This is a genomic window from Algoriphagus sp. (assembly GCF_024305035.1).
Lineage (GTDB): Bacteria > Bacteroidota > Bacteroidia > Cytophagales > Cyclobacteriaceae > Algoriphagus.
Map to the genome: position 1 here is coordinate 12,037 of NZ_JAMWZB010000031.1, position 22,517 is coordinate 34,553.

The window sequence follows — 22,517 nt, forward strand, 5'->3', positions numbered from 1 at the left end:
GATCAGAAAATGCTAACACAACTTAAAGAGCTGGATCGGGCATTTGTCCATCTGAAATTCTGGACCCTGATTTTGGTTTCAGTATCTGTTCTCGGGGCAATCGGCATGTCCTACTTGAGCTGGGAGACCGTTCGCAGGGCCCGTCAGGAAGTGTATGTGATTTCCCAGGATCAGGTTTTAAAAGCATTTGCCCATCCCCGGGATGCGGTGATTGCCGTGGAAGCTCAGGGGCATCTTCGGCAATTTCACCGGTTATTGTTCACGCTTTCTCCTGATGAGCAATTGATTGAAAAGCAATTGGAAGAGGCCTTATACCTGGGGGATCAAAGTGTGCGGTTTTACCTGGATAATTTACGGGAGGATGGCTATTTCAAGCGGTTGATGGCTGCCAATGTCAGCCAGCGCATTCAGATCGACAGCATGGTGGTGGATGAAAGCCGTGCAGATTATCCCTTTCGGGTATATGCCCGGCAGGAAATCATCCGCTCCAGCTCCAAATTAATCCGCTCCTTGATTACAGCCGGTACTCTTCGCCAGATTCAACGCAGTCCGGCCAATCCCCATGGCTTTTTGATTGAAAACTGGGAAATCCTGGAAAACAAGAACCTCAAACAACTGACTCGATGACACAATTGATAGCGCTGAAGAAAAATTCGCAAGGGCAGCAGGTCAAAACGCCGGGCTTGCCACCTTTTGCTGAGCTCTTGACTCTTTGGGGAAATGCCCTGGTAGAAGGTGGGCTGGATCCTATACTGAGGAGTTTTGCAGCCCAACTCCAGTCCTGGGATAGGGAATTGCCTTTCAGGCGCAAGAAGCCGGTTTATGGCCTGTTTTTGCTCCTCTTTTCCCTTTTCATCTACCTTCCTTCTTGGATTAACCGGTCAGCTCCGTTGGAAAAATCAAGCCCAGGGGTAATGGTCGCACCCTTGCCAGAAATGGATCCCCTGATCGCAGCCGATACCCTCTTAATTTATCTTTCACCAAAACCCATATGCGATGATGAATAAGCAAACCCAACTGGCAGAGCGGAGAAAAGGAGTTTTTCTGCTTTGCCTTCCGGTATTGATTGTTCCGCTGGTTTTTCTTCTGGGAAGCACCGGCGGAGAAATTCCGGTCTTGGAAGAAATCCCTAAAGGATTAAATCAGGAACTGCCTCAGGTTCTGATCAAGGAAAAGAGGACTTCCAAACCGGAGGCCTATACCCTGGAGGAGAAATGGAAAAAGGAATCCCCGGATTTGGAATTGCCTGCCTTCCTTCAACAATCGCTAGTTGATCAGCAACCCAAGGAAGGGAATCCAAAAGAGGAGCAAAAAGAAAGCCTGATCGGCTTAAGCTTTTCCTCCTCAAGCCCCCAAACGGGTTTTTCTACCCATTCTTCTCCTGCTTTAGATCAGTCCAAGGAAATACTTGATCCCGAAAAGGCTATGGCGGATCAATTAAAGGAATTGGAGAAGCTGTTAAATTCCGAACCAAAGGATCTGATGACGGCCGAATCTTCTGCTGACTCTTTTTCGCAGAAGCTTTCCGCTGAACTGCTTCAAGCCCGAAAGGAATGGGAAAACCCGATGGGCGAACTGCAGGGAGGATCAGGTCCTGATCCGGAGTTGGAGCAGTTGGAAGGCCTACTCGATAAGCTGGTCTTTCTTCAGCAAGGTGCTGATCAGGTGGAGTCTACTGAGGAGTTTTCCCGGTTAAACGGGATTAAACCGGTGGCCATTTCCACCAATTCCGAAAAAGAGTCCTCGGCTGGAGTTGCGAAGCGATCTTTTTCCATTCAGGAAGAAGGGGGAAATGGATTTTTTGGTTTCGTAAATCAGGAAGAACCGCAAGAATTTCCAAATTCCTTTCCATCCACCATCAAAGCCCATGTGGCCGAAAGCCAGCAAATTCTTCCGGGGGAAGCCGTCGAATTAATCTTGGATCAGGACCTGATCTTAGAAGAACTTCAAATCCCTGCCGGTACGCTGTTGCACGCAGGTAGTAGCATGTCGGGAGCCAGATTGCAGCTGCGGGTCTCGGGTATAGTTTGGAAGGATCAGTTGATTCCGGTGGATTTGAAAGCCTATGGTCTGGATGGCTTGCCTGGTGTGGAAATCGCTGATCAGAAGGGGGCCTCCCAATGGTTGAATCAATCGGTTCAAGGGGCTCAGGGCATGCGCTTCAATACCCTTGGAATGGATTGGCAAAGCCAATTGGCAACCACCGGAGTGGATGCTTCCCGATCGCTAATCCGATCCAAGAGCAGGCCTAAGAAATTGCAGGTTAAAGGGGGACATCCGGTACTTTTGATTGACTTTTCCCAAGCCAAAACCCCTTGAGCTATGCGAAAATTTCAAGTACAAACCCGGATTTTGTTCTTGCTTTTTGGCTTGCTTGGAGGAGGGGCTTGTTGGGCCCAACAAGCCGAATTGGAAGTCTCTTGGGATAAAACCACAGTCTTGATTTTCGATGCTCCCATTCAGTCTATTGACCGTGGAAGCCCCTGGCTTTTGGGACAAAAGGATGAAAGAGCGCTCAATCTGCTCAAGCTAAAGGCAGGGAGTAAGGAGATGCCCAACACTAACCTGCACGTATTGACCAGCGATGGGAGGATCCATGCCTTTGAAGTTCGCTATGCGGTGAACCCAGTAAATACCACTTGGGATTTTAGGGAGGAACAAGACAGTGGTCCTGAGTTGGAGTCCTCCTTGGGGATGAATTCCGGGGAATTTGAGAAAGTAGCAGAAGGCTTGGCTTTGCTTCATTCCAACCCCATCAAAAAGCAATTCCGCTACGAGGTGCACTTTTGGCTGAAGGGAATCTATTATCAACAGGGCCTGCTCTTTTTTGATTTGATGATGCGCAATACTTCCAGGATCCCCTTTGAGCCATTGGGGCCTGATCTGCGGGTGGTGGACAGCCGATCCTCAAAACGATCCTCCAGGCGGGTAGTGGATCTGGAACCGGCGTTTTCTGCTGTTCAGTCTCTGAATCAGAAGGATGATCAACAGCTCAAATCACTGGTCTTGGCCTATCCGGTTTTTACGGTGGCCAATCAAAAACACCTGGTCTTTCGCCTGCGGGAACGGCGGGGAGACCGGGAACTTCATCTCCGTCTGAAAGGGAAACACCTTCTTCAGGCCCAATCATTACCAATTGAAACAAAAAAACCAATTTAATCATGGACATGGAAAATTATGAATTCCTCACTGAAAAACTGATGTATAGCGGCTTTGAGGATAAGCTGAATGCCAAATTGAAAGAGGCAATCGAAGCAGGCAAAGAAGATTTTATCCTGACCCATCGGGCCAATATAGAATCAAAGCAACTGGATGTGGATTTGTATTTTAAAAAATCACAAATCTCGGATCGCTACTTCTTCAATAAGTATGAGGCCAAGCTTCAACACCCTGAATCCGGGCAGGAACCTAGAACCCATACTTTCTACCAGAATCAGGGGATTACATTAAAGGAAGCCTTCAATTTATTGGAGGGAAGAGCAGTATATAAATCTTTGTTGGGATCCGATAAGGAAACCTATAAGGCTTGGCTTCAACTGGATTTGAGTAAAAAGGATGAAAAGAACAACTTTGTTATCAATAAGTATTTTGAGAATTACGGATTTGATCTGAAAGCGGCTTTGGCAAAATTCCCCATCAAGGAGCTTGGGGAGGAAACCAAGCTGGGTTGGATGCTCAAATCCCTACAAAAGGGAAATACCTTTCCGGTGGTAATGGTGCAAAGCGGAAGGGAGGAGATCATGTACGTTGAGGCCAATCCTAAGTTCAAATCCATCAACCTGTACGATGTAAGTATGAACTCTGTCAAGCAGGCAGAGGTATTGGAAATCAAAAATAGTACTGTCAAGAATCAAAAGGAGGTAGTAGATTCGGAAAAGAAAAAAGATCTGAAAAAGGAGAACTCCAAAGCGCAGAAGACAACGGATGAACAAGAGGATGTGTCGGCTCAGAAAGCAGCTAAACCCCGGAAATCAAGGGGGAAAGCAATTTAGAGGGCGGAACTTCGTTCTTCAATGGACCTATGAGCCCTTAAATTTTTGGGAAAGCCCGGCCGGATTCTGGTCGGGTTTTGTGTAAATAGGCTGGTAAATAAGAGGTTGTCTTAAGGAATAAACCGAGGAATTTTGTTTAAAATAGTTTTCAAGAAAAATAATTTACGTTTTTTTTAATTTTTATTTGGGAAGAAAAGGCAAAGTCACCCAATAAAATTTGGCTCAAATTTTTAGTGTTTTGCCGTTTTCATTTACTTTTTAAAAGTAAAAATCGATTTTTAAAAATAGAAAACTTAAAATATAAGATTTCAAATTAGAAATTATACTATTTCAGTAGCGTTTTTATTAAAAAGATCATTCAAAATAAGTAAAATGCAGTTGATAACAGAATAAAATTTTGTTAATCAATTTTTATTAAAAATAAAATACCCAGAAATGGGTATTGACAAGGATTTATAAAAGAGTTTTTATTTGTTGAAAATAAATTCCTGTCAGATGAAAAAAAATTTTTGCTTTTCAATTGGCTTTTTAGCTTTACCGATCTTCTTTTTTGTTACTTTGGGATTTGCGCAGAGCTTGCCTTCTGATGTAAGTTCCCAGATTAACAAAATCACGCCAAAATCGGCCCAGAACTCACCTAATGCAGCTTCCATACAAAAGTATGGGGATTTTAATGTCAATCTTTTCACAGGAACCCCTGAAATTTCCATTCCACTTTTTGAAATTGAATCCGGTCCAATCAAAGTCCCAATTACGCTGAGCTACCATGCAAGTGGAATCCGGTATATCGACCGGGCTTCATGGGCCGGGTTGGGATGGACTGTACAGGTAGGAGGACAGGTGACCCGGAATATTGTTGGCAAACCCGATGAATCCAGTTTCTTAACATTAAACAATGATTACACGGTTGACCCCTTTGCTTACTGTGAAAATATGTACTACAAACGTTACACAGCTGAAGGAAACAATGACCGTGAACCAGACTTGTTCTCATATTCTTTCCCGGGAGGATCGGGGAGGTTTTTGTTGAGACAGAATGGTCAGGCTCCTTTGTTATTTCCCGAGAGTGCAATTAAAGTCAGCGGGGGGACTAATTTTTTTGATATCACCGATACGAGAGGTCATCAATATAGATTTGGAAGTAATTGGAGTAATTCTCAAAATGCGAAGGAACTGCTTAGTAGCCAAACAGGCTCCACAAATCTGTCTGGGGTTGTGACTTGGTACTTACAGGAAATCAAAGCTCCAAATTCCGACGATTATGTAACATTTACCTACCAAAATGTCGGTACGATTGCTAGTTCGGAGATTGAAACAAACATCACATTGATGGACCAATGTAATACCTCAGATGCAGTCCTTTTACCCTGCCAAACTTACAATCCTGTCACAACTTTGGTCAGTACATTTAGTTCGATTACTCAGTTGGGAATCCATGAAATACTGTTTAAAAATGGAAAGGTAAAATTTATTTTAGGGGCAGATCGAACTGACTTACCAGGGAATTCGGATATTGAAAGGTTGCAGAAAATTGAAGTTTATTCCAAACTAAACGGGAATTATACCCTTGAGAAATCATTTGTTTTTCGTAACAGCGGAAATTTCAAGCTTGCTTCCAATAACAGCGATGCCAGATTAAAACTGGATGGACTTGAAGTTTGGGACGGTTCAAATACACTGATTCAAAAATATAATTTCACCTATCAGACCACCTCATTTTCTTGGGACCAAGTCACAGGATCTTACCGTCGGGATTTATTTGGGTTTTACAACGGAAAAAGCACAAATACCAATTTAATTCCCCAGGAGACAGTTCAATACCACCCTGTTACAAGTCAACCGCCTACAACAATTTCTATTGGAGGAGCAAACCGAACAACGGATACGACTTTTTATAAACAAGGCCTATTGAAACGGATTACATTCCCCACAGGAGGTTATACCGAGTTTGAGTTTGAACCGCATAAATATTCGGATCTGGGAACCACAAAATATGGATCCGGTCTTAGGATAAAAAAAATCACTAAAAATGATGGGCAAACCAATTATTTTACCTTATACAAATATGGTAATAATGAAGATGGGCTAGGTCACAAAAATCATGATGTAAGGAACTTCCATTTTCTATCTACCCAGTATAAGCGGGACATCGTACCAAATACTCCGAATCAAAGGCAATATCGGGTTAGATCTTGGGTAACCAATTCAGTAGTCGGTGCTGGATTTGATGACAGCCCGGTAGTTTATACCAAAGTTACCGAATATGCCAACGGAACCAATGGGAATGGAAAAACGATCTATGAATTTGATAACAATGTCTATATCGGAGATGGGGTGTATTCGGTTCAGTTTTCCAATAAGACATGGAGAAACAAGAAAAGTTGGGAGAGAGGTAAGCTTACCAAAATAAGTAAGTACGACAGTCAGAATAATCTAAAAGAATTAACGGAAAAAACCTATAGCAAATTCAAAAGCCAATCTTTACTGGTGGGTCAGGCAGCTACCCAAGTCATTTTGGGGGAAGAGGTTGGTAACTTTTTCTCCTATTGTTCAGGTGGGGGCTATCCCTTCGACGGTTTTCGATATATGATTGCCAATATTACCCAGGATGTAGGGGTCTATTTGGAGACCAGTAGCAAACAGACCTTGTATTATGGCGCTGAATCCATTGAAAAGAGAATAACCCGGGAATTCCATCCCATTTATTTACAGCTGAGTCAAGAGGAGTATAATACTTCTCCGAATCCGAGTATGACTCGAAATGTTATCCGCTACAATTATGACATTATTAATCCCAGTACAACTTACAGCGGCAAACCGGAGGCCCTTAGGCAACTATTACTCAAAAATATTTTAATCCCTGTTGAAGAATACACGCTGATTAGAGAACCCAGCAGATACGTCAGGGTCATCGCGGGAAAAGTAACAGAATATGCAAAATTAAGTGGAACCTCATGGTACCTTCCCAAGGATGTTTATTTCTTTGAATCAGCCACCCCTTTTCCAGTAACTAGTTACGCGAATGTCCAAACTTCGGGGACAAACAACTTGAGTCTTGACGGTGGATACAAGGTAAGGATGATCATGAATGGATATGATTCCAGGGGTAACTTGATTCAATATTCACTAAGTGATGGGACAACAAACTCTTTTTTATATGGCTATGAGGGAAATTATGTTGTTGCAGAAGCTACTAATGCTACGGTAGGAAAAATTGCCTACACATCCTTTGAAACTAATGAAAAAGGAGGATGGACTTATTCAGGCACCGAATCTCCTGTAATGCTCGGCGAGGCCAAAACAGGAAGGAAAGTTTATCTGCTGAACAACGGTTCGATTACAAAGTCAAATTCAGGTGAATATAAAGTGAGTTTTTGGATAAGAAAAAATTCTTCAGCCTCTTCCAGTTTGATAATAAACGGCAGCTCCTACTCAGGAACAATTGATAATACATGGAGGCTGGTGGAAATAAATGGATCGGGAAATGTCACAATAAGCGGATCAAATACTCTGGTGGATGAATTGAGGTTTCACCCGAAAATGAGCCAAATGATCACCTATACCCACAAACCGCTCACAGGAATATCTTCCCAAATGGATCCCAGAAATCAAGGTTTGCATTATCACTATGATCCATTCGGAAGACTTTCCACTGTCAAAAATGATGATGGACATATTCTAAAGCACTACGAATACACCTACATCGATCCCTGAGGTTAATTATAAGGAGTTAAACCGGAATGAAGATAAGTTGGATGGATGCTAAACGAAAGTAAGGTGAAATCATCCTTTTAATGAAAAACCGAATCCATAACTGAATAAAAAGCTGAGAACAATTTTGATGAAATACAATCCTATGAAACTAATCCTGACACTCATTATACTTTACTTTTCTCTTTTACAAGTATGCCAATCCCAAGTTTCAGCCCAGTTGGATACACTGTCCGAAGCAGATCAAAAACTGATTGGTATTTGGAGATATGATTTGGTCCACCAAAAGCAACAAGCCGAATTACTGGATAAAGAAAAAAGCAAGGATAATTCAGCCCAGGAAAAACTATGGAAAAAGATTGATTCATGGTCTTGCTTTCTTGATGAAGAAAGAAGATATACGCTCTCCTGGGTGGAAAATGGGAGTTTGTTTCAGGAATTTGGTACTTGGGAGTTTGATCTCGAAAAAATGATGATCTCACTTTCCGGCGAGAAAAGTATCAAAGAGTATCGGGTGACTTTTGCCGAAGTGGGGATGATATGGATTCCGGAACCCAACTCAAGGGAAGATTTTAACATGCTTTTACTTAAAAAACTGGGCCAATGAAAAACTATATTCTTTTTCTCCTATTGATGGGTTTTTGCCAATTGCTTACTGCCCAGATTGTGGGAAGTTCTTCCTGCACGGATGTCATTCCCTCTGCTCCTTCAAAGGTGATTTATAGTAATACCCAAACTATCATGTCTGCCAACAATGCGCCTTCCGGCTTCTCCTATCGTTGGTTTGACTCCAATGGTTCAACCCAAGTATCAACCAGTCAATTTTTCGCAACTCCAGTACTTTATGCAAGCAAAACCTATTTTCTAGCCTATTACCACAATTCCACAGGATGCCTTACCGTAAAGGTGCCGATCCGCGTTGATTTATATCAGGAGGACAGAAACTGGGTCAGGGAATATGTTGCCAGAGATACGGTTGTTGCGGACTTTGGACTCCGAAACTCCTCACAAACCCAATCCTTTAAATCTACCACATACCATGATGGATTGGGTAGAGAAATCCAGCAAGTAGCCATCAAGGCAGGAAATATGGGTAGTGATATCATCACACCGATAACCTATGATTCTTATGGGCGACCTTACCGGGATTATTTACCGGTCCCAAATAATTCTACTTCATTAGGGTTGTTCAGACCTACTGCTACCAGTCTTCACAATAGCTACTATAATTCCACCTTCAGTGACAGCAGGGGATATGCAGACAAAACCTATGAGGCTTCTCCGTTAAATCGAGTGTTGAAGCAGGGTGTACCCGGCACTGCTTGGGTGGGTCATGAACTGGAGTTCATCGAAGGGACCAATTCAGCGGGCGACAGTGTGAGGGTTTGGACTGTAGGAACAGGGCCGCCAGAATCCACTGCAATTTTCCCGGCCGGTACGCTTTCGAAAAACGAAACAAGGGATGAAGATGGCCGTCGAGTGATCGAATATAAGGATAGGCTGGGAAGGTTGATTTTAAAAAAAGTACAATTTTCTGATACCCCCACCTTACATCATGACGGCTGGCTTTGTACCTATTATGTCTATGATTCTTTTGGCCGATTAAGAGTGGTCATGCCCCCGGAATCAATCCGAACCTTAAGAGCTTCCAATAAATGGTACGGTTCCACCTGGAATTCATTAAAATTCAACCAATACTACATGTATTCCTATGATGCGAGAGGAAGGCTGATTACCAAAAGGTTACCAGGAAAGGCTCCGGAGGAATATGTGTATGATCTGCAGGATAGGCTTGTGGCTTCTCGGGACAGTCTATTGATTGCACAGGGCAAATGGCATTATCGTAAATATGATGCATTGGGAAGGGAAGTGATGACAGGACTGGTTGCCAATACTCAATCCAGATCATCTTTACAGACGGATTTGGATGGGATGGGACCAAACAATGCGGTGATCAATGCTACCTCTGGAAAAACCGGATCAACCAATGCGGGAGGTTTTCCAAGCAGCAGTGAAGGTGATGTACTGACAGTTACCTATTACGATCATTATAATTTCAAAAAAAGTACCCTGAATTTCTCCCAAATACCCGGATATTCCGCCTCCAGTTCTCAAACCCATGGACTGGTGACCGGCAAGCTGGTCCGAAATCTGAGTTCAGGATTGCGGTATGAATCTGTATACTTTTATGACGCTCAAGGCCGCTTGATTCAATCCCTTGAAGAACATCATCTGTCAGGTACTTTGAGGGCTTCGACCAAATTTGACTTTGAGAATAAACCCGTACAAACCACCAGCCAACTGACCGGTCCTTCCTCTCAGACCATCATCAAAGACTATCATTACAACAATGTGGGAATGATTAAAAAAATCACCCATAAAATCAATTCAGGCACCACAGTTACCTTGGCGGAATTTAGCTATGATGAGCTGGGTAAACTGACCAACAAGGTTTTTCCGGTTGCGGCAAATGCCTCCACTTCGTTCACCTATAATATCCGTGGCTGGTTGAAAAAAATCAATAACCCGCAAACGGTGAATGGAATAGGGGCGGTATTTGCCCAAGAACTCTTTTACGAATCCGGGGGGACGAGTCCGCAGTTCAATGGGAATGTTTCCAAAATTGAATGGAAGGGAAAAGACGATATCAAGCGAATCTATAATTACACCTATGATCCGGTAAATCGGCTGAAGACAGCGAACTATTCCGTTCCTTCTGCGACAAGCCAAAATGGGCGATATAATTTGAGTAATATCAATTACGACTACAACGGGAATATCACCTCCATGAACCGCTCCAACCAATTGACGAGTACTACTTTTGGACTGGTGGATCAGCTGACTTACACCTACCCAGGAAATGGAAACAAATTAACCCAAGTGGCTGATGCCCTAAGCTCCACAGGCTACCTGTCCAAGGACTTTAAGGAGCGCAGCATTAGCAGCTATACCTATGACAAAAACGGCAACCTGACCAAAAATCTGGATAAGGAAATCAACAGTATTACCTATAATCATTTAAACCTTCCTCAGGTGATCACCTTTACGGGAACCAATCGGAAAATTGAGTATCAATACAATGCCGAAGGCATAAAGGTACGGCAGGTCAATACGAATGGTTCCACAGTTACCACCCTAAACTATCTTGGGGAATTTGTGCTGGAAGGATCTGCCATGAGCTATATCCTTCACGATGAGGGAAGGGCGGCTTATGAAGGGGGAACCTACCACCATGAGTTCTTTATTAAGGATCATCTGGGCAATGTGCGTCAGGTGGTTCGGGCTCCGTTGTCAGGAGCCAGAATCGCCACCATGGAGCCGGAGAATGCAGCCGAAGAAGAAGAACTGTTCCAAAACATCAAAGAAACCCGACAGGGGGCCGGAGAACACAACAAGACTCCGGGAGGATATGCCACAGCATGGCTCAATGCTGACCGCGGAAGGATCCTTGGCCCATCCCGAAGCCAAGAAGTGCAGGAGGGGGATAGTGTGGAACTTGGTGTTTTTGGAAAATACGTAGACCCCAAGAAGTTCAGACTAAGTCCGGCGACCTTTGCCCGCACCGGGATGGACCGCAAGATCATCCGCAAACTCGGGGAGTACGGGCAAAACCTGGCCGCCTCCCCCAATGAACTTGCGATAGCCAACGTCATTGCGCTGGTGATTACCGAACTTCAACAGAAACCTGCCCCTGAAGCTTACATGGGTTACGCTTTGTATGATGCCGATAGTAATCTGTACGAACAAGGAAAAGTAGTTTTAAGCAAAAGAGCCAGAAACAGGCATGAGGAACTGATTGAGAAGATCGCAGTGAGGAAGGATGGCTACATCGAAACATTCTTGGTGAACGAGACAAGCGAAAACGTCTGGTTCGATCAGTTCCGGATTATGAGCACAGGTCCGCTTATTGTCCAAGAAACGCACTACGATCCATGGGGAGTAGAGCTTGGAGGACTTGGATACCAATATGGAGGAATTAAAGTAAACCCCTATCTTTATAACGGCAAGGAGGCAAACGGCCACTTGGGAGTAAACTTGTATGATTACGGGGCACGGCTTTACGATCCTGCGATTGGCAGGTGGTTTGTGATCGATCCTCTGGCAGAAAAAATGACCCGCCACTCTCCGTTCAACTATGCCTTTGACAACCCGATCAGATTTATCGATCCGGATGGGATGGAGCCTTACGCTGCGCTTGGGGGGGTAAAGACTTCCGGGGAGAGTATGAGCTCGGAAGATGAGACTGAGAAAAGTGTGATGGATAGGGAGGAGTCAGAGGGTGATGAACCTGTTATGGTCAATATTGGTTACGGGGAGATTAGTTCTGATATGATTACCACAGGGATTGATTTTATGGGTAATTTTCAAACTGAAGGTGGTGAAAAATCTAAAAATAAAGATTGTTGTAGGGATGAAAACAAATCCAATCAAAGGAGATCTCCAAATGAGATTTCAAGAGCAGAAAACGATGGTTATGGATATGCTGGAAATTCTAGAGAAATAAATGGAAAAACATACTATAAAATGTCAACAAGAGGAGGACAATTTTTTTGGGTCGACAATGCTTGGAATTCTCTTCCAAGTACATCATTTAATTTCTGGAAAACATATATGGGGGAAGATTTGCAAAAATATTTTCCAATTCTTCAAAATCCTCAAAATAGAAGTTCAATAAGTAATGTTGGAGTAAGTATTTTTGAAACGTTTTATCTTGAAAAGTTGATTCGTTGGCCGTTCCCACTACCGATTTATGTTCCGCGAGAATTTATAAATAACGGCGAACCTCAGAAATTCAATCAAGAATAAATAATTTTATAAGAAAAAGTCATGCCTTTAATGCCCTGGAATAAAATTAGTTGGAAAACAATGATAAGTTTATCCTTGGTTTTCTTGTTGATTTTAATACTACTTATAATCCTATACAGGTAAATATCCTTTTGGATTTAAATAAAAAATCAATTTAAAGTATTGAATTTGGTTGAGCATACCCCTGCTGAGTGTAATTTTAAGTTGAATTTAAAATAGACATTGCCTAGGGGTAATTTGTAATTACGCATTCGTATCAATACAAATTTGTATGAGGGAAGGACAAGGTGTTAAGAATTCCGATAATGACCGGAATTAGCCTTAGGCTAGATTGTTGGGCAGACAAAATCACCCAGCGCCTACTTAAACTTCACAGGTGCTGATGAATACGATGCCGGGGTGGGGAAGAATCTTGGGCCCATCCCGAAGCCAGGAAGTGCAGGAGGGGGATAGGGTGTGATCAGAAATCCCGCCTTGGGCCAAAACCCGGGTTGGTAAAAAAGATGAACAGACTAACGGCAATTTTGCCAGCTTTACTCGGTTCTGTATTTGACAAGATTTGGATTTTTATCCATGTCGAGCGAAATCGGAGCGAGGATTGTTCAGGCTGAATTAGTAGGTTTTAGGATTGATAAATTAAATAAATTCAAACAAAGAGACTGTTTCAATTAGGGTGAGTTGCCTAACCTGAGGAAAACAATTGGTTCACCCTGAAAATGGTAATTTTGCCATTTTGTAGCCTGGATAAGTTGAAACAGTCTCTTTTTAACCAAGTTGACCCATGAAAAATTACTTGATTGCTTTATTCGTATTCGTTCTGTCTTCGACAGTGGCCTATGGGCAAGAAGAGATCCAAATTAAGGTTGCGAGTTTTAACCTGCGTATGGATACTCCAAACGACGGGGTGAATGCCTGGCCAAACAGAAAGGAAAATGTGAAGGCACTGATCCAGTACCATGACTTTGATATTGTTGGGACTCAGGAAGGCTTTGAGCACCAACTCAACGATTTATTAGAAATGCCGGGTTTTAGCTACGTGGGAGCCGGACGAGATGATGGGAAGTCGGCAGGAGAACATTCAGCGATTCTATATAAGACAGGTTTGTATGAATTACTGGATTCTGGTAATTTTTGGTTGAGTGAGACCCCTGAAAAACCAGGACTGGGTTGGGATGCTACCTGTTGTAACCGAATCGCATCTTGGGGATTATTTAAGGATAAAAATTCAGGACAGGAATTTTACGTGTTCAATGCGCACTTCGATCATCAAGGGGTAGTAGCCAGAAGAGAGTCAGGCAAATTGATGGTGCAAAAAATCAAAGAAATAGCCGGGGATAAAGCGGTGATTTGTACCGGTGATTTTAACTCCACACCGGATACTGAGCAGATTATGGGTATTTCTGCACTCTTAAATGATGCCTATGAGGTAAGTCAGATGCCTCCCTATGGTCCGGTGGGAACCACGAATGCCTTTCAGTTCACAGCGCCGATGAAAAAAAGAATTGATTATGTGTTTGTCAGTAAGCATTTTGAGGTGATCAAGTATGCAGTACTAACCGATGCCTTAAATCAGCGTTACCCTTCCGATCATTTACCCGTGGTAGCCGAATTACAAATGTTAAATTAGTTGGTTTTGAATACGCTTAAAAGCCATTGGGGGAGACTTCAATGGTTTTTTTGTGCCATGAATTGAAATCATTCAAGTGGTGACTATCCATTGTGAGGGAGTGGTCAACTGCTGGTTTAAGACAAGGGTATTTATCATGAGGTGATCCCTGAATGGAGCAGGTTGTGAACTACCCATTTGCTAAAGATAAATAGGGTAGTTCACTTGGTCGTTCGTTAAACCAATGATTTGAATTTCTTTTAACTGTCACTACATCAGCCAAATCTTTGAAACACTTTTCCTGCTGGGTAAAATATTAGCGTGATCATTTAGGTTCACCTAGCCTCTCTAAAGCAAAGGATTTGGGGAGATCTTAGGGGCCGGAATTTGAGCATCTTGGCGAATGTGGAAAAATAGGTTCAAATTTGAGCCAAGGGATTTGTCTTTGGGCTCTTCCTGAAGCTTGGTACTGAAAAACCAAAACGAAGTAGTGAACCTAATGGCTAGAAAATTCAAAGATTCCAGCTTATTATCTGCTTGTTTCAAATCCATTCGATCATTTGCTGTGGGATCGGTCCGTATTCAATTCCCCTACTTTGTATAAGTGGGTATTAGCAGCCATTCCATTTGGATTACATCCCATTTTTCCTTCAGGTACTTCGATGCCGAGCTTGTGATAAAATTCAGCCCAATAGGAATCGGTTAGACCCGATTTGGGATCTTTGAACGTCATGGGCTCCAGCTGAAATACAGCCGCTTCTCTGAATGCCCGTTCCACAAAGTCTGAACAGTAAAGCGTAGAATCATTGAGTACATAGCTCCAATTGTATGGCTTACCCAACAGCGATTTTGCGGTAAGTACTGCTTGGGGGATAAAAGGCTGGATTTGGTCGGAGAGTCGGTATACGGCTAATTTTTTATTGGTGGTTAGGGTTTGGTTGACCAAACTATCCAATGGTTCACGGACAGAACCTTTTTTCGGACTGGCGTGTAGGATGTAAATGCCCGACTCGGAGACTTCAAGAATACCGACATGGTCAAATGAAACATTTTCCTGCTGTTGGGTGACCCTGTTGATGGCCCCGGAGAGTTGGTCTGGTTTTGCCCCCACAAATATAAGATCACCGGTCTGGAGCTGGAGATTGAAATAGGGGGCTTCTTGCTGTGCAGTCGCGGGTAAAAAGAAACTGAAATGAAGATAAATGAGGATTGCTAGCCGTTTGAGCGAGTTTTTCATGGGGCAAGTTCAGTACCGAGTTTAAAAGACCAGGATTAGTAGACGCTTTGTCAACCGGTTGTTTTTTGCTCAAAGATAAGCTCTTGAAAGGAATGGAACGAGAATCTTGAATCAAGTCTTTGCAATCGGGAATGGAAAAGGGTCGAATCCTTCTGGAAAGAATGCAGTCCTATAGGTCTCAGGTATATCTGCTCCAGTTCACCTCGAGCAGGAGATCCAACGGAGCGTTTTGGATGGTGTTCAACCCAAAGGTGCTTTTGGCTAGTCGAATAGGAGATTGATTTAGGTGGATTACCCCCTTTTTTAAGTGCCTTCTCCCCCATTATTTAAAGGCAATTCTAGGAAAACGCTTTATCATGGACCAGTCCTTTCGAAAGCTTTTGGGCCTTAGGGTTTAAAAGCAGGAAATTTCAGGAGGCTAACAGGATAGGAGATTTGCTGTAAAAAAAGAACAGTGCTTTTTAAAATTGATTGAGCGATGGGCTGAGGATAGCGGGTAATTCTAAATTTCCCGGGAATTACTAATTCTCAGCCTATTCCAATTCACAGATAAAATAGGCATTTACCGGATTTTTCCTCTTTGGCGGTTTCTAAAGTTCACGTAGTCATTCTTATCGGAACTCCTATTTGGCACTTTACAGGGAAATCAGGTTCAAGGCCCAATCTGAAATGGGTATGGGGATTTGAAAGCGATGTGTTTTTTAAAATACGCTACTTCCTGTACCCTCGCTCAGTTGGACCCGATACGGTGGTAGAGTGAACGCTCAGTCGTTGACTTGAGTAGTTTACTTTAACTATTGATTTTGTTAACGTGGTTAAGTAAATCTTTATAAAAAATTCTTCCAATTGTAATTTTTAAGCGATAGCTATGGGCAGTTTGCTTGATATACCCTGATTTTGGCTTATCAAAAATTAAATTGTAGCGGTGTGGGAAGTTGGAAAGGACTAAGTTTGATTTCTTTAGGGTTTCCAAACATCAAAATCATCCTTTTTTTGTATTTGGATTATTCTGCAGAAAACGTCCTTAATCCTTTCCTAATCGATGTGAAAGTGGCTTTTGAATAGGTTGAGGTTGGTTTTATCCAAAGGTTTTGTGAATTGGTATTTGATCAGCTTGTATTGGGCTGCAATTTCTTTGTGCATTTGGGAAATGGAGGAAGATAAAAGGAATACTTTGAGATTTTTGGGTTTTAAGGGTTCAATCTTGTTTAGGAATTGGAATCCATCAATTTCTGGCATATTGATGTCAAGGAGTAAAAAGTCGAAATAGTTTTCTTCATCTCGCTCATTGAAAAAGTGGATGGCCTCCTTTGGGTCAGTAAAGGACTTATATGCGACGTTTTGAGTTAAAATACCCTCCGCTTCCAATCTTTTTTTGGTAATTAAAATGCTGATAGGATCATCATCCAGGAGAAGGATTCGTTTAATTGCCATTCGGAAGGGATAGTTTATAGATTACGGTGTTCTTTTCTTGGTTGGTTATGCTAAGTCGGCCTCCAAGGAATTTCATCAGGTTCTGGGCTGAGCTGATTTTCCAGTTGTCGTCTCTAAAATGAGCTGACTCTTGCTCCTGGAGTGTAAGGGCTTGTCTGGTATTATTGATGATATCAATATGTACGAAATCCTCATCCTTTTGATAAGCTTTAATCCAAAGCCAATAGGGCTCATTTTCGGGCCTTGATTTGAACCCAAAGGATAGAACCTGAATTATGATGATTTTTAAATAATCAGGAAAATTGAGGATGATCAAGTCTTCGGCTACTTCAAATCGGAAACGATGATCCTTGGTCAAAAGAAATGGAAAGGAATTTTTGATGATTTGATGTAAAAAGACCTTTAGATTGATGGGATCTATTTCTGTTTCATTGGGGAGGTTTAAATCCGTGATGGAGTTAAGTTTTAAAATTGTTTGATCCAATGAATCGATGGACCCTTTCGCCAGATTAAGGAACTCCAACTTTTCTTCGGTGCTTTTGGATAGCTCGATCAGGCTAAATAAACCTTTAATACTAGCCACGTGGGAACGAAAATTATGGGAGACTAAATTGTTGAACTCTATGAGTTTACCGTTAAAAAAGGAAGTTAGTTTGGAAATTTGAAGTAATTGCTTGGTCTTTGCCTCCAATTCTGAAATATCGTATCCGATACACAAGAGTTCTGGTTCATTTTTTCCTTCATACACTGAAATATCCCATTGACAAGTCAGTTCTTTTCCCCGGTTGTTTACTTGCTTTAATTTTACCCGAAAGACCTCTCCCTTATTTTTAAAAGCAGACTCTGCTGCTTTGATGGCTTTTATTTTAGAATCTCCTACAAGGACCTCCTCATTGATTTTTTCTCCTATATCCAGCTCATTTTTCTTTTGGAAGGATTTCCTGTAATATTCGTTTACAAAGGTAATCCTGCCCTCCCTGTTCATTTTGTAGATAAAGAAGCTGGTGTTGTTCACCAGGTTTTTCAAGAAGGCATTTTTTTCCTTTAACAAGCTTAGGTTATGGGTCAATTCCACGTTAAGATGGTAATCCTTTGTAATATCCTGGATGCTCCCGATTACCTTAGTGACCTTATTGGCCTGAATCAAGGGCCGGGCGGTTACTCTAACCCATTTATGTTTCCCGTCTTGGGACTTAAATTGATAAGTGCTGTCATAAGGCTCCTGATTGGCAATACAGGAATGTAAATCCTGTTCCATGCTCGAGTAGCTATTCTGCAAATAAAAAGTTTTAATGTAATCGATATCCAAAGGGCTATTTGGAGCAATTCCGTAAATTTTATAGGTGTTTTCAGTCCAAGTCAGTTGATTGGAGATAAGGTTTACCTCCCAAGCTCCGATTTCTCGTTGGCGCTCTACTTCCTCCATCATTACCTTGTAGCTCAACAGTTTGGTTTCCAAATTTTTATTTTCAGTGATATCCAAAAAAGTACAAATCAACCTGCTTTCGTGAATCCTGTAATTGATTTGGAATACTTGATCAAAGTCCTCCAAAGTAAGGATACAGGAACTGGGTGGAGTAGGGGAAGCGGGATCGAGCTGGCTTATTTTATCAAGAATGATTCCCAGCGGGTTTCCTTTAAGGTCAAACCTTTTGTTGATAAAGGAGGGATAGCTAAGCGTGTAGGTATCCGGTAAATTAAAAAGTCTTTTGGTGTGCTCGCCAAGCACAAGGCTTTGATTTTTAAAATCAACATAAACTCCTCCGATTTTACTTAACTCAGCCGATTGATGAACAATTTCCTGCCAAGATTTCAATTCTTGTTTTTCCCTTTCCAGTCGCTTGTAGGCCTTATGTTGGGCTAAAAGCTGCATGACTTGCCGGCTGAGCAATTTGAGATTCCGAAGTTGGAATTCGCTCAGCTCATTGGGTTTATAGTCTAAGACACAACAGGATCCAATTACTTTTCCTTCTTCATCGTGAAGCGGGACTCCAGCATAAAACTGTATTCCAAACGCTTGCCTTGCAGGATGCTTAGCATAATAAGGGGATCTTGTTAAGTCGCTGACAATGAGATGATCCATTTGCTGTTCCTGAAACCTATTGCAGATGGAATATTCTATGGGTGTTTCTTTTAGGTCAAAGCCATAGACAGATTTAAACCATTGCCTATCCTTTTCTAAAAATACGATGAGCCCAACCGGACACTGGCACATCTCTGCGGCCATGGCTGTGATCTGATCGTACAATTCCTCGGCAGGAGTTCCGATGATCTGATAGGATGCTAATCCATGATTACCAAAATCCATTTAATACTATTTAAAATACAAAAAAAAGTGAACGTTATTCTTTTTAACTTATCCATTACAAATAAAATAAAAAATATAGATTTTGTTTGATTTTTTTTACAGCATTGTTTCATTGAACTTTAATGCTTCATTCAACTTGTTGAGGGTTTAGATCATTGATTTACAGTGGCTTACTAGTTGATGATTTGATAGGCTAAATTAAGCTTTCCTTGAATACTGAATAGGTTCAATTTCCAAATTGAAGGGTTGTCACAAATGATTTGAGATTGAAAAATGGGGGTAGAGATTCAATGACCATCTTTTCCATGGATCTTCTATTTTTTCTTGTTTCAAAACAAGTTTTTGGTAGGCTTTTTTACGAGTAAATCTCAATGCTGTCCTAACTAATCTTTGATGAGTATTAATTTACCCATTTCTACCAATTCAAGGGATATTTTAGGAGTAATCTGGAAATAGATTCCCCTTTGAGCTTTTTTTCGGTGGGTTATCCTGGTCCTCAAAGGGCCTGTCAAGTTATTTTGAAGTTCAATTTTGACGAATAGGTTTAATCGGATAAAGGCGACTGGATTGAATAGATGCCATCCGAATTTTGCAGTGGCTTTCATGACTTTCAACAATTGGTGATCAATGCAGTTCAAATCTGGATCATTACCGCATTTTTTGAGGTGCCGATAAACGTTTTGATGTGAAACAACGGTTTGATGTCTCGGAAAAACACTTCGGTCTCTCACCTGGATTTGTAAAGATCCCCTATGGTCTGTGCAACCCTAGTGAAGTTGTTGGTGATCAACGCTGTGGTCTGCTTGTTTTCCTCATCCCATACAGCGACCCTTCTTATCCTTCTTGGATACTTGGCCTTGGATTGGGGGGTTGGTCAGTTCGAGCTCTTCGTCTATAAGTATATGTTGGGCTTTGTCTTCAGGCAGTTCCCACTCTTTAACGGTAAGTAATGCCAGGTTGTCTTTGTGCCGAAAAAAAAACACAACGTTGCCGTCTCAACCATTGAGTTGAGTAGGGGGAAGTCATTGTGATACCTGTTGGCTACGATCACCGCCACTTTCTCTAGAGCAATGTCATAGGTATTTTTATTGTCTCCAACACTTCCTTCGGTAATATTCAGATAAACAGGGCGTTTTCCGTCATAATCGAGGAGGGTATGCATCTTGATAGCTCCCTTTTTTGGTAGGAGAGGTAGCCCAGTCAAAGACCGACCAACGTGGAGTCCAGCAGGTAGACGGGGACATTTACTTTGAGTTTTGTCTGCTTCAAAGAACCCTGCTGTCCTAAACTACCCAACAGTGAATACTAGAATTCTTTGAACAGATTTGAGTCCCTTCGCTTGTTCTGTGAGCTGATACTTGACTTGGAAGGGATCTTGGGAATACCCAAGTGGTGGAGACTGCCGGTGGCTGACCGGAGTCTGTTGGAGGTATCCCCTACCGAAGTACTCTTGACGAAATGACAGAACAACATGGAGACTAGGTGGGTCCAACTGTCAAATCCTTTACAGGCTTTGACGGGTTGCTTTTCCAGAACCAGCTTCTTGAAAATTGACCGGTCAATCTTTTTAATAATCTGCGAAAACAGTGTAATATTACCCGTGAGAGTTCTGATGTTTTGGTGAAAACCCAAAGTAACTACTTTAGGCAAAAAGTAGGGCCTCTCATTTTATTATTTAAGACGGTATTGAACCAAAATAAAGAAAAGTAGCTAAATTAAGATTCTATTCAAACATTCCTCTCTAGTCTACTGAGGCGATGACCTTTACTACTATTATACCCAAATTACCCATGAGAGATGGCTTCAAAACCAAGACCTATTATCAAAGCTTGGGGTTTGAGTTGATGTCTGATTATGGAAATTATCTGATTTTTCAACGAGCGGGGTTGGAAATTCATTTTTTTGAGTTCAAAGACTTGAACCCTGATGAAAATTACGGCCAAATTTATATTCGAATCAATTCCATTGACCAGCTTTACCAAGAATACTTGGAGCGAGCGATTGCAATTCATCCCAATGGATCTCTACAGGATAAACCTTGGGGTCAGCGGGAATTTTCCCTTCTTGATCCGGATAATAATTTATTGACTTTTGGGGCGCCAGTTCATTTATGAAATCTAGCACAAAAGCGACACACAAAGGGATGATTCTAATCCATGCGAAGAATCCATCTGACCTCTGAAAATTAATTATAGATACAGGAAATGAGCCTGAACTGATTCAATCGAATTCCGATCATCGGTTTCGGATCAGTACCATTCTAGAAGGTGAAGATTTATTTTATCACTTTTTATGCAGTTTGATATTTCCTTTTCCCGTAAGGGTTTTCCTCTTTATCGAATAAAAATATAATTTTAGGTATAGTGCTGGTATCGTTGTTAATTGTTAGGCAACTAGTATGGGCTTTGCCCAAGCAGTTGATGAACGTACCTTAGTCTCTTTGGTTTGAGCATTGATTAGAAGATGCTGAATTAATTTTTCAAAGCAGTCAAGAAGGATTTTGGCAAGAGCTAAGGGGGAATTGCAGGAAGAAAAAGAATGGCTTTCCTTTTAGGATTTCATTTTCCTGATTTAAATAATTTGAAGGTTTCAATCCTTTTCCAAGTGTATTTACCTATTTCCCTTTATCCCCTTTCTTTTTGAAGAGTTCGCGCCATTTTCGGTTTGATGTAAGGTAACTATTCGGTTTTGATTGATTCTACTGGATTGGCTACCGCCGATCGCCAGGATTGCCAACTGACCGTAATCCAGGCAAAGGTTAGGCTAATCAAGGCGGTTGATATAAAATACCAAATCGAAATGTTGAGCTTATTGGCAAATTGTTCCAGCCATTGATTCATCAAGTAAAAACCGATGGGAAGGGCAAGGATCAATGCTATCAAAATTGGGGAGAGAAATTCTTTGGAAAGTTGAAGAACGATCCCTTTTATTGAAGCTCCCAAGACCTTTCTCACTCCAATTTCCTTGCGCTTGCTCTCTGCTGTAAAAATGGACAACCCCAATAATCTCATGCAAGAAATCAGCAGCGTAATCCAGGCAAAGATCCCCAGTAGATTTCCTGTTCTGGCTTCTCGGGCGTAGCTCAAAGCCAGACTACTTTCCAGGATATCGTAGTCAAAGGGTAGCCCGGGAACACCTTTATTCCAGGCTGTTTTCAGTTGTAGAATTTCTTCTTGGCCAAAATCCTTGTTAAGCCTAACCAAAAGTACATTACTGGCATCGGCAGCTGCATTTTTTGCCGGTAGAAAAATGGTGGGTTTAATCGGGTTTCTCAGATCCTGAGCATGATAGTCCTTGACTACACCGATGATCTGGCCAGAATAATCCGAAAATAACTGACCATTTTCTTCGGTATAGACCCTTAGGTCTACACCCAATGGCTCAGGATGAGTCTGAGTTATCCATTGCTATTTATTTAGGAAG

General features: G+C 41.9%; 15 protein-coding genes. 10 read left to right on the top strand and 5 right to left on the bottom strand.

Annotation, left to right across the window (positions count from 1 at the left end):
- The first annotated feature begins 9 nt into the window (after window positions 1-9).
- The 9 genes from traK (at window position 10) to Q0L00_RS16150 (ending at window position 14,136) form a co-directional block, all read left to right on the top strand.
- Window positions 10-627, top strand: a complete 618-nt coding sequence (gene traK, locus Q0L00_RS16110; protein WP_297337916.1) for a conjugative transposon protein TraK — start codon at window positions 10-12, stop codon at window positions 625-627.
- Window positions 624-1,007, top strand: coding sequence for a hypothetical protein (locus Q0L00_RS16115; RefSeq protein WP_297337917.1), 384 nt, complete (start codon window positions 624-626; stop codon window positions 1,005-1,007). The genes traK and Q0L00_RS16115 overlap by 4 nt, the downstream gene beginning before the upstream one ends.
- Window positions 997-2,319 (top strand): conjugative transposon protein TraM, encoded by a 1,323-nt coding sequence (traM, locus tag Q0L00_RS16120; protein WP_297337918.1) that lies wholly within the window; start codon window positions 997-999, stop codon window positions 2,317-2,319. The genes Q0L00_RS16115 and traM overlap by 11 nt, the downstream gene beginning before the upstream one ends.
- Window positions 2,320-2,322: 3 nt before the next feature.
- A complete protein-coding gene (locus tag Q0L00_RS16125; protein WP_297337919.1) occupies window positions 2,323-3,159 on the top strand; it encodes a DUF4138 domain-containing protein in 837 nt (278 codons plus the stop codon).
- Window positions 3,160-3,161: 2 nt separating this feature from the next.
- Entirely contained in the window at window positions 3,162-3,992 is an 831-nt protein-coding gene (locus tag Q0L00_RS16130) for a hypothetical protein (RefSeq protein ID WP_297337920.1), read from the top strand.
- 495 nt (window positions 3,993-4,487) lie between these two features.
- Window positions 4,488-7,706, top strand: coding sequence for a hypothetical protein (locus Q0L00_RS16135; protein ID WP_297337921.1), 3,219 nt, complete (start codon window positions 4,488-4,490; stop codon window positions 7,704-7,706).
- A 142-nt stretch (window positions 7,707-7,848) separates the two neighbouring features.
- The gene (locus Q0L00_RS16140) at window positions 7,849-8,310 is read left to right on the top strand and encodes a hypothetical protein (protein ID WP_297337922.1); all 462 of its coding nucleotides are present in this window, start codon (window positions 7,849-7,851) and stop codon (window positions 8,308-8,310) included.
- A complete protein-coding gene (locus Q0L00_RS16145; protein ID WP_297337923.1) occupies window positions 8,307-12,509 on the top strand; it encodes a DUF6443 domain-containing protein in 4,203 nt (1,400 codons plus the stop codon). The genes Q0L00_RS16140 and Q0L00_RS16145 overlap by 4 nt, the downstream gene beginning before the upstream one ends.
- A 781-nt stretch (window positions 12,510-13,290) precedes the next feature.
- Window positions 13,291-14,136, top strand: coding sequence for an endonuclease/exonuclease/phosphatase family protein (locus tag Q0L00_RS16150; RefSeq protein WP_297337924.1), 846 nt, complete (start codon window positions 13,291-13,293; stop codon window positions 14,134-14,136).
- Between the two features lie 535 nt (window positions 14,137-14,671).
- Here the strand turns inward: Q0L00_RS16150 and Q0L00_RS16155 are convergent.
- From Q0L00_RS16155 to Q0L00_RS19735, 4 genes are all read right to left on the bottom strand, one after another.
- Entirely contained in the window at window positions 14,672-15,352 is a 681-nt protein-coding gene (locus tag Q0L00_RS16155; RefSeq protein ID WP_297337925.1) for a YiiX/YebB-like N1pC/P60 family cysteine hydrolase, read from the bottom strand.
- 1,035 nt (window positions 15,353-16,387) lie between these two features.
- On the bottom strand, window positions 16,388-16,786 hold the full coding sequence (locus Q0L00_RS16160) for a response regulator (protein ID WP_297337926.1): 399 nt from the start codon (window positions 16,784-16,786) through the stop codon (window positions 16,388-16,390).
- Window positions 16,776-19,094 carry a PAS domain S-box protein gene (locus tag Q0L00_RS16165; protein WP_297337927.1) on the bottom strand — a complete coding sequence of 773 codons (2,319 nt, stop codon included), beginning with the start codon at window positions 19,092-19,094 and terminating at the stop codon, window positions 16,776-16,778. The genes Q0L00_RS16160 and Q0L00_RS16165 overlap by 11 nt, the downstream gene beginning before the upstream one ends.
- A gap of 1,305 nt (window positions 19,095-20,399) precedes the next feature.
- The gene (locus tag Q0L00_RS19735; RefSeq protein ID WP_363318557.1) at window positions 20,400-20,744 is read right to left on the bottom strand and encodes a DUF4372 domain-containing protein; all 345 of its coding nucleotides are present in this window, start codon (window positions 20,742-20,744) and stop codon (window positions 20,400-20,402) included.
- A gap of 140 nt (window positions 20,745-20,884) precedes the next feature.
- On the opposite strand from Q0L00_RS19735, the gene Q0L00_RS16170 reads away from it, so the two are divergent.
- Entirely contained in the window at window positions 20,885-21,208 is a 324-nt protein-coding gene (locus tag Q0L00_RS16170) for a VOC family protein (protein ID WP_297337928.1), read from the top strand.
- A 564-nt stretch (window positions 21,209-21,772) separates the two neighbouring features.
- Here the strand turns inward: Q0L00_RS16170 and Q0L00_RS16175 are convergent.
- On the bottom strand, window positions 21,773-22,471 hold the full coding sequence (locus tag Q0L00_RS16175; RefSeq protein WP_297337929.1) for an FtsX-like permease family protein: 699 nt from the start codon (window positions 22,469-22,471) through the stop codon (window positions 21,773-21,775).
- Window positions 22,472-22,517 lie beyond the last annotated feature (46 nt).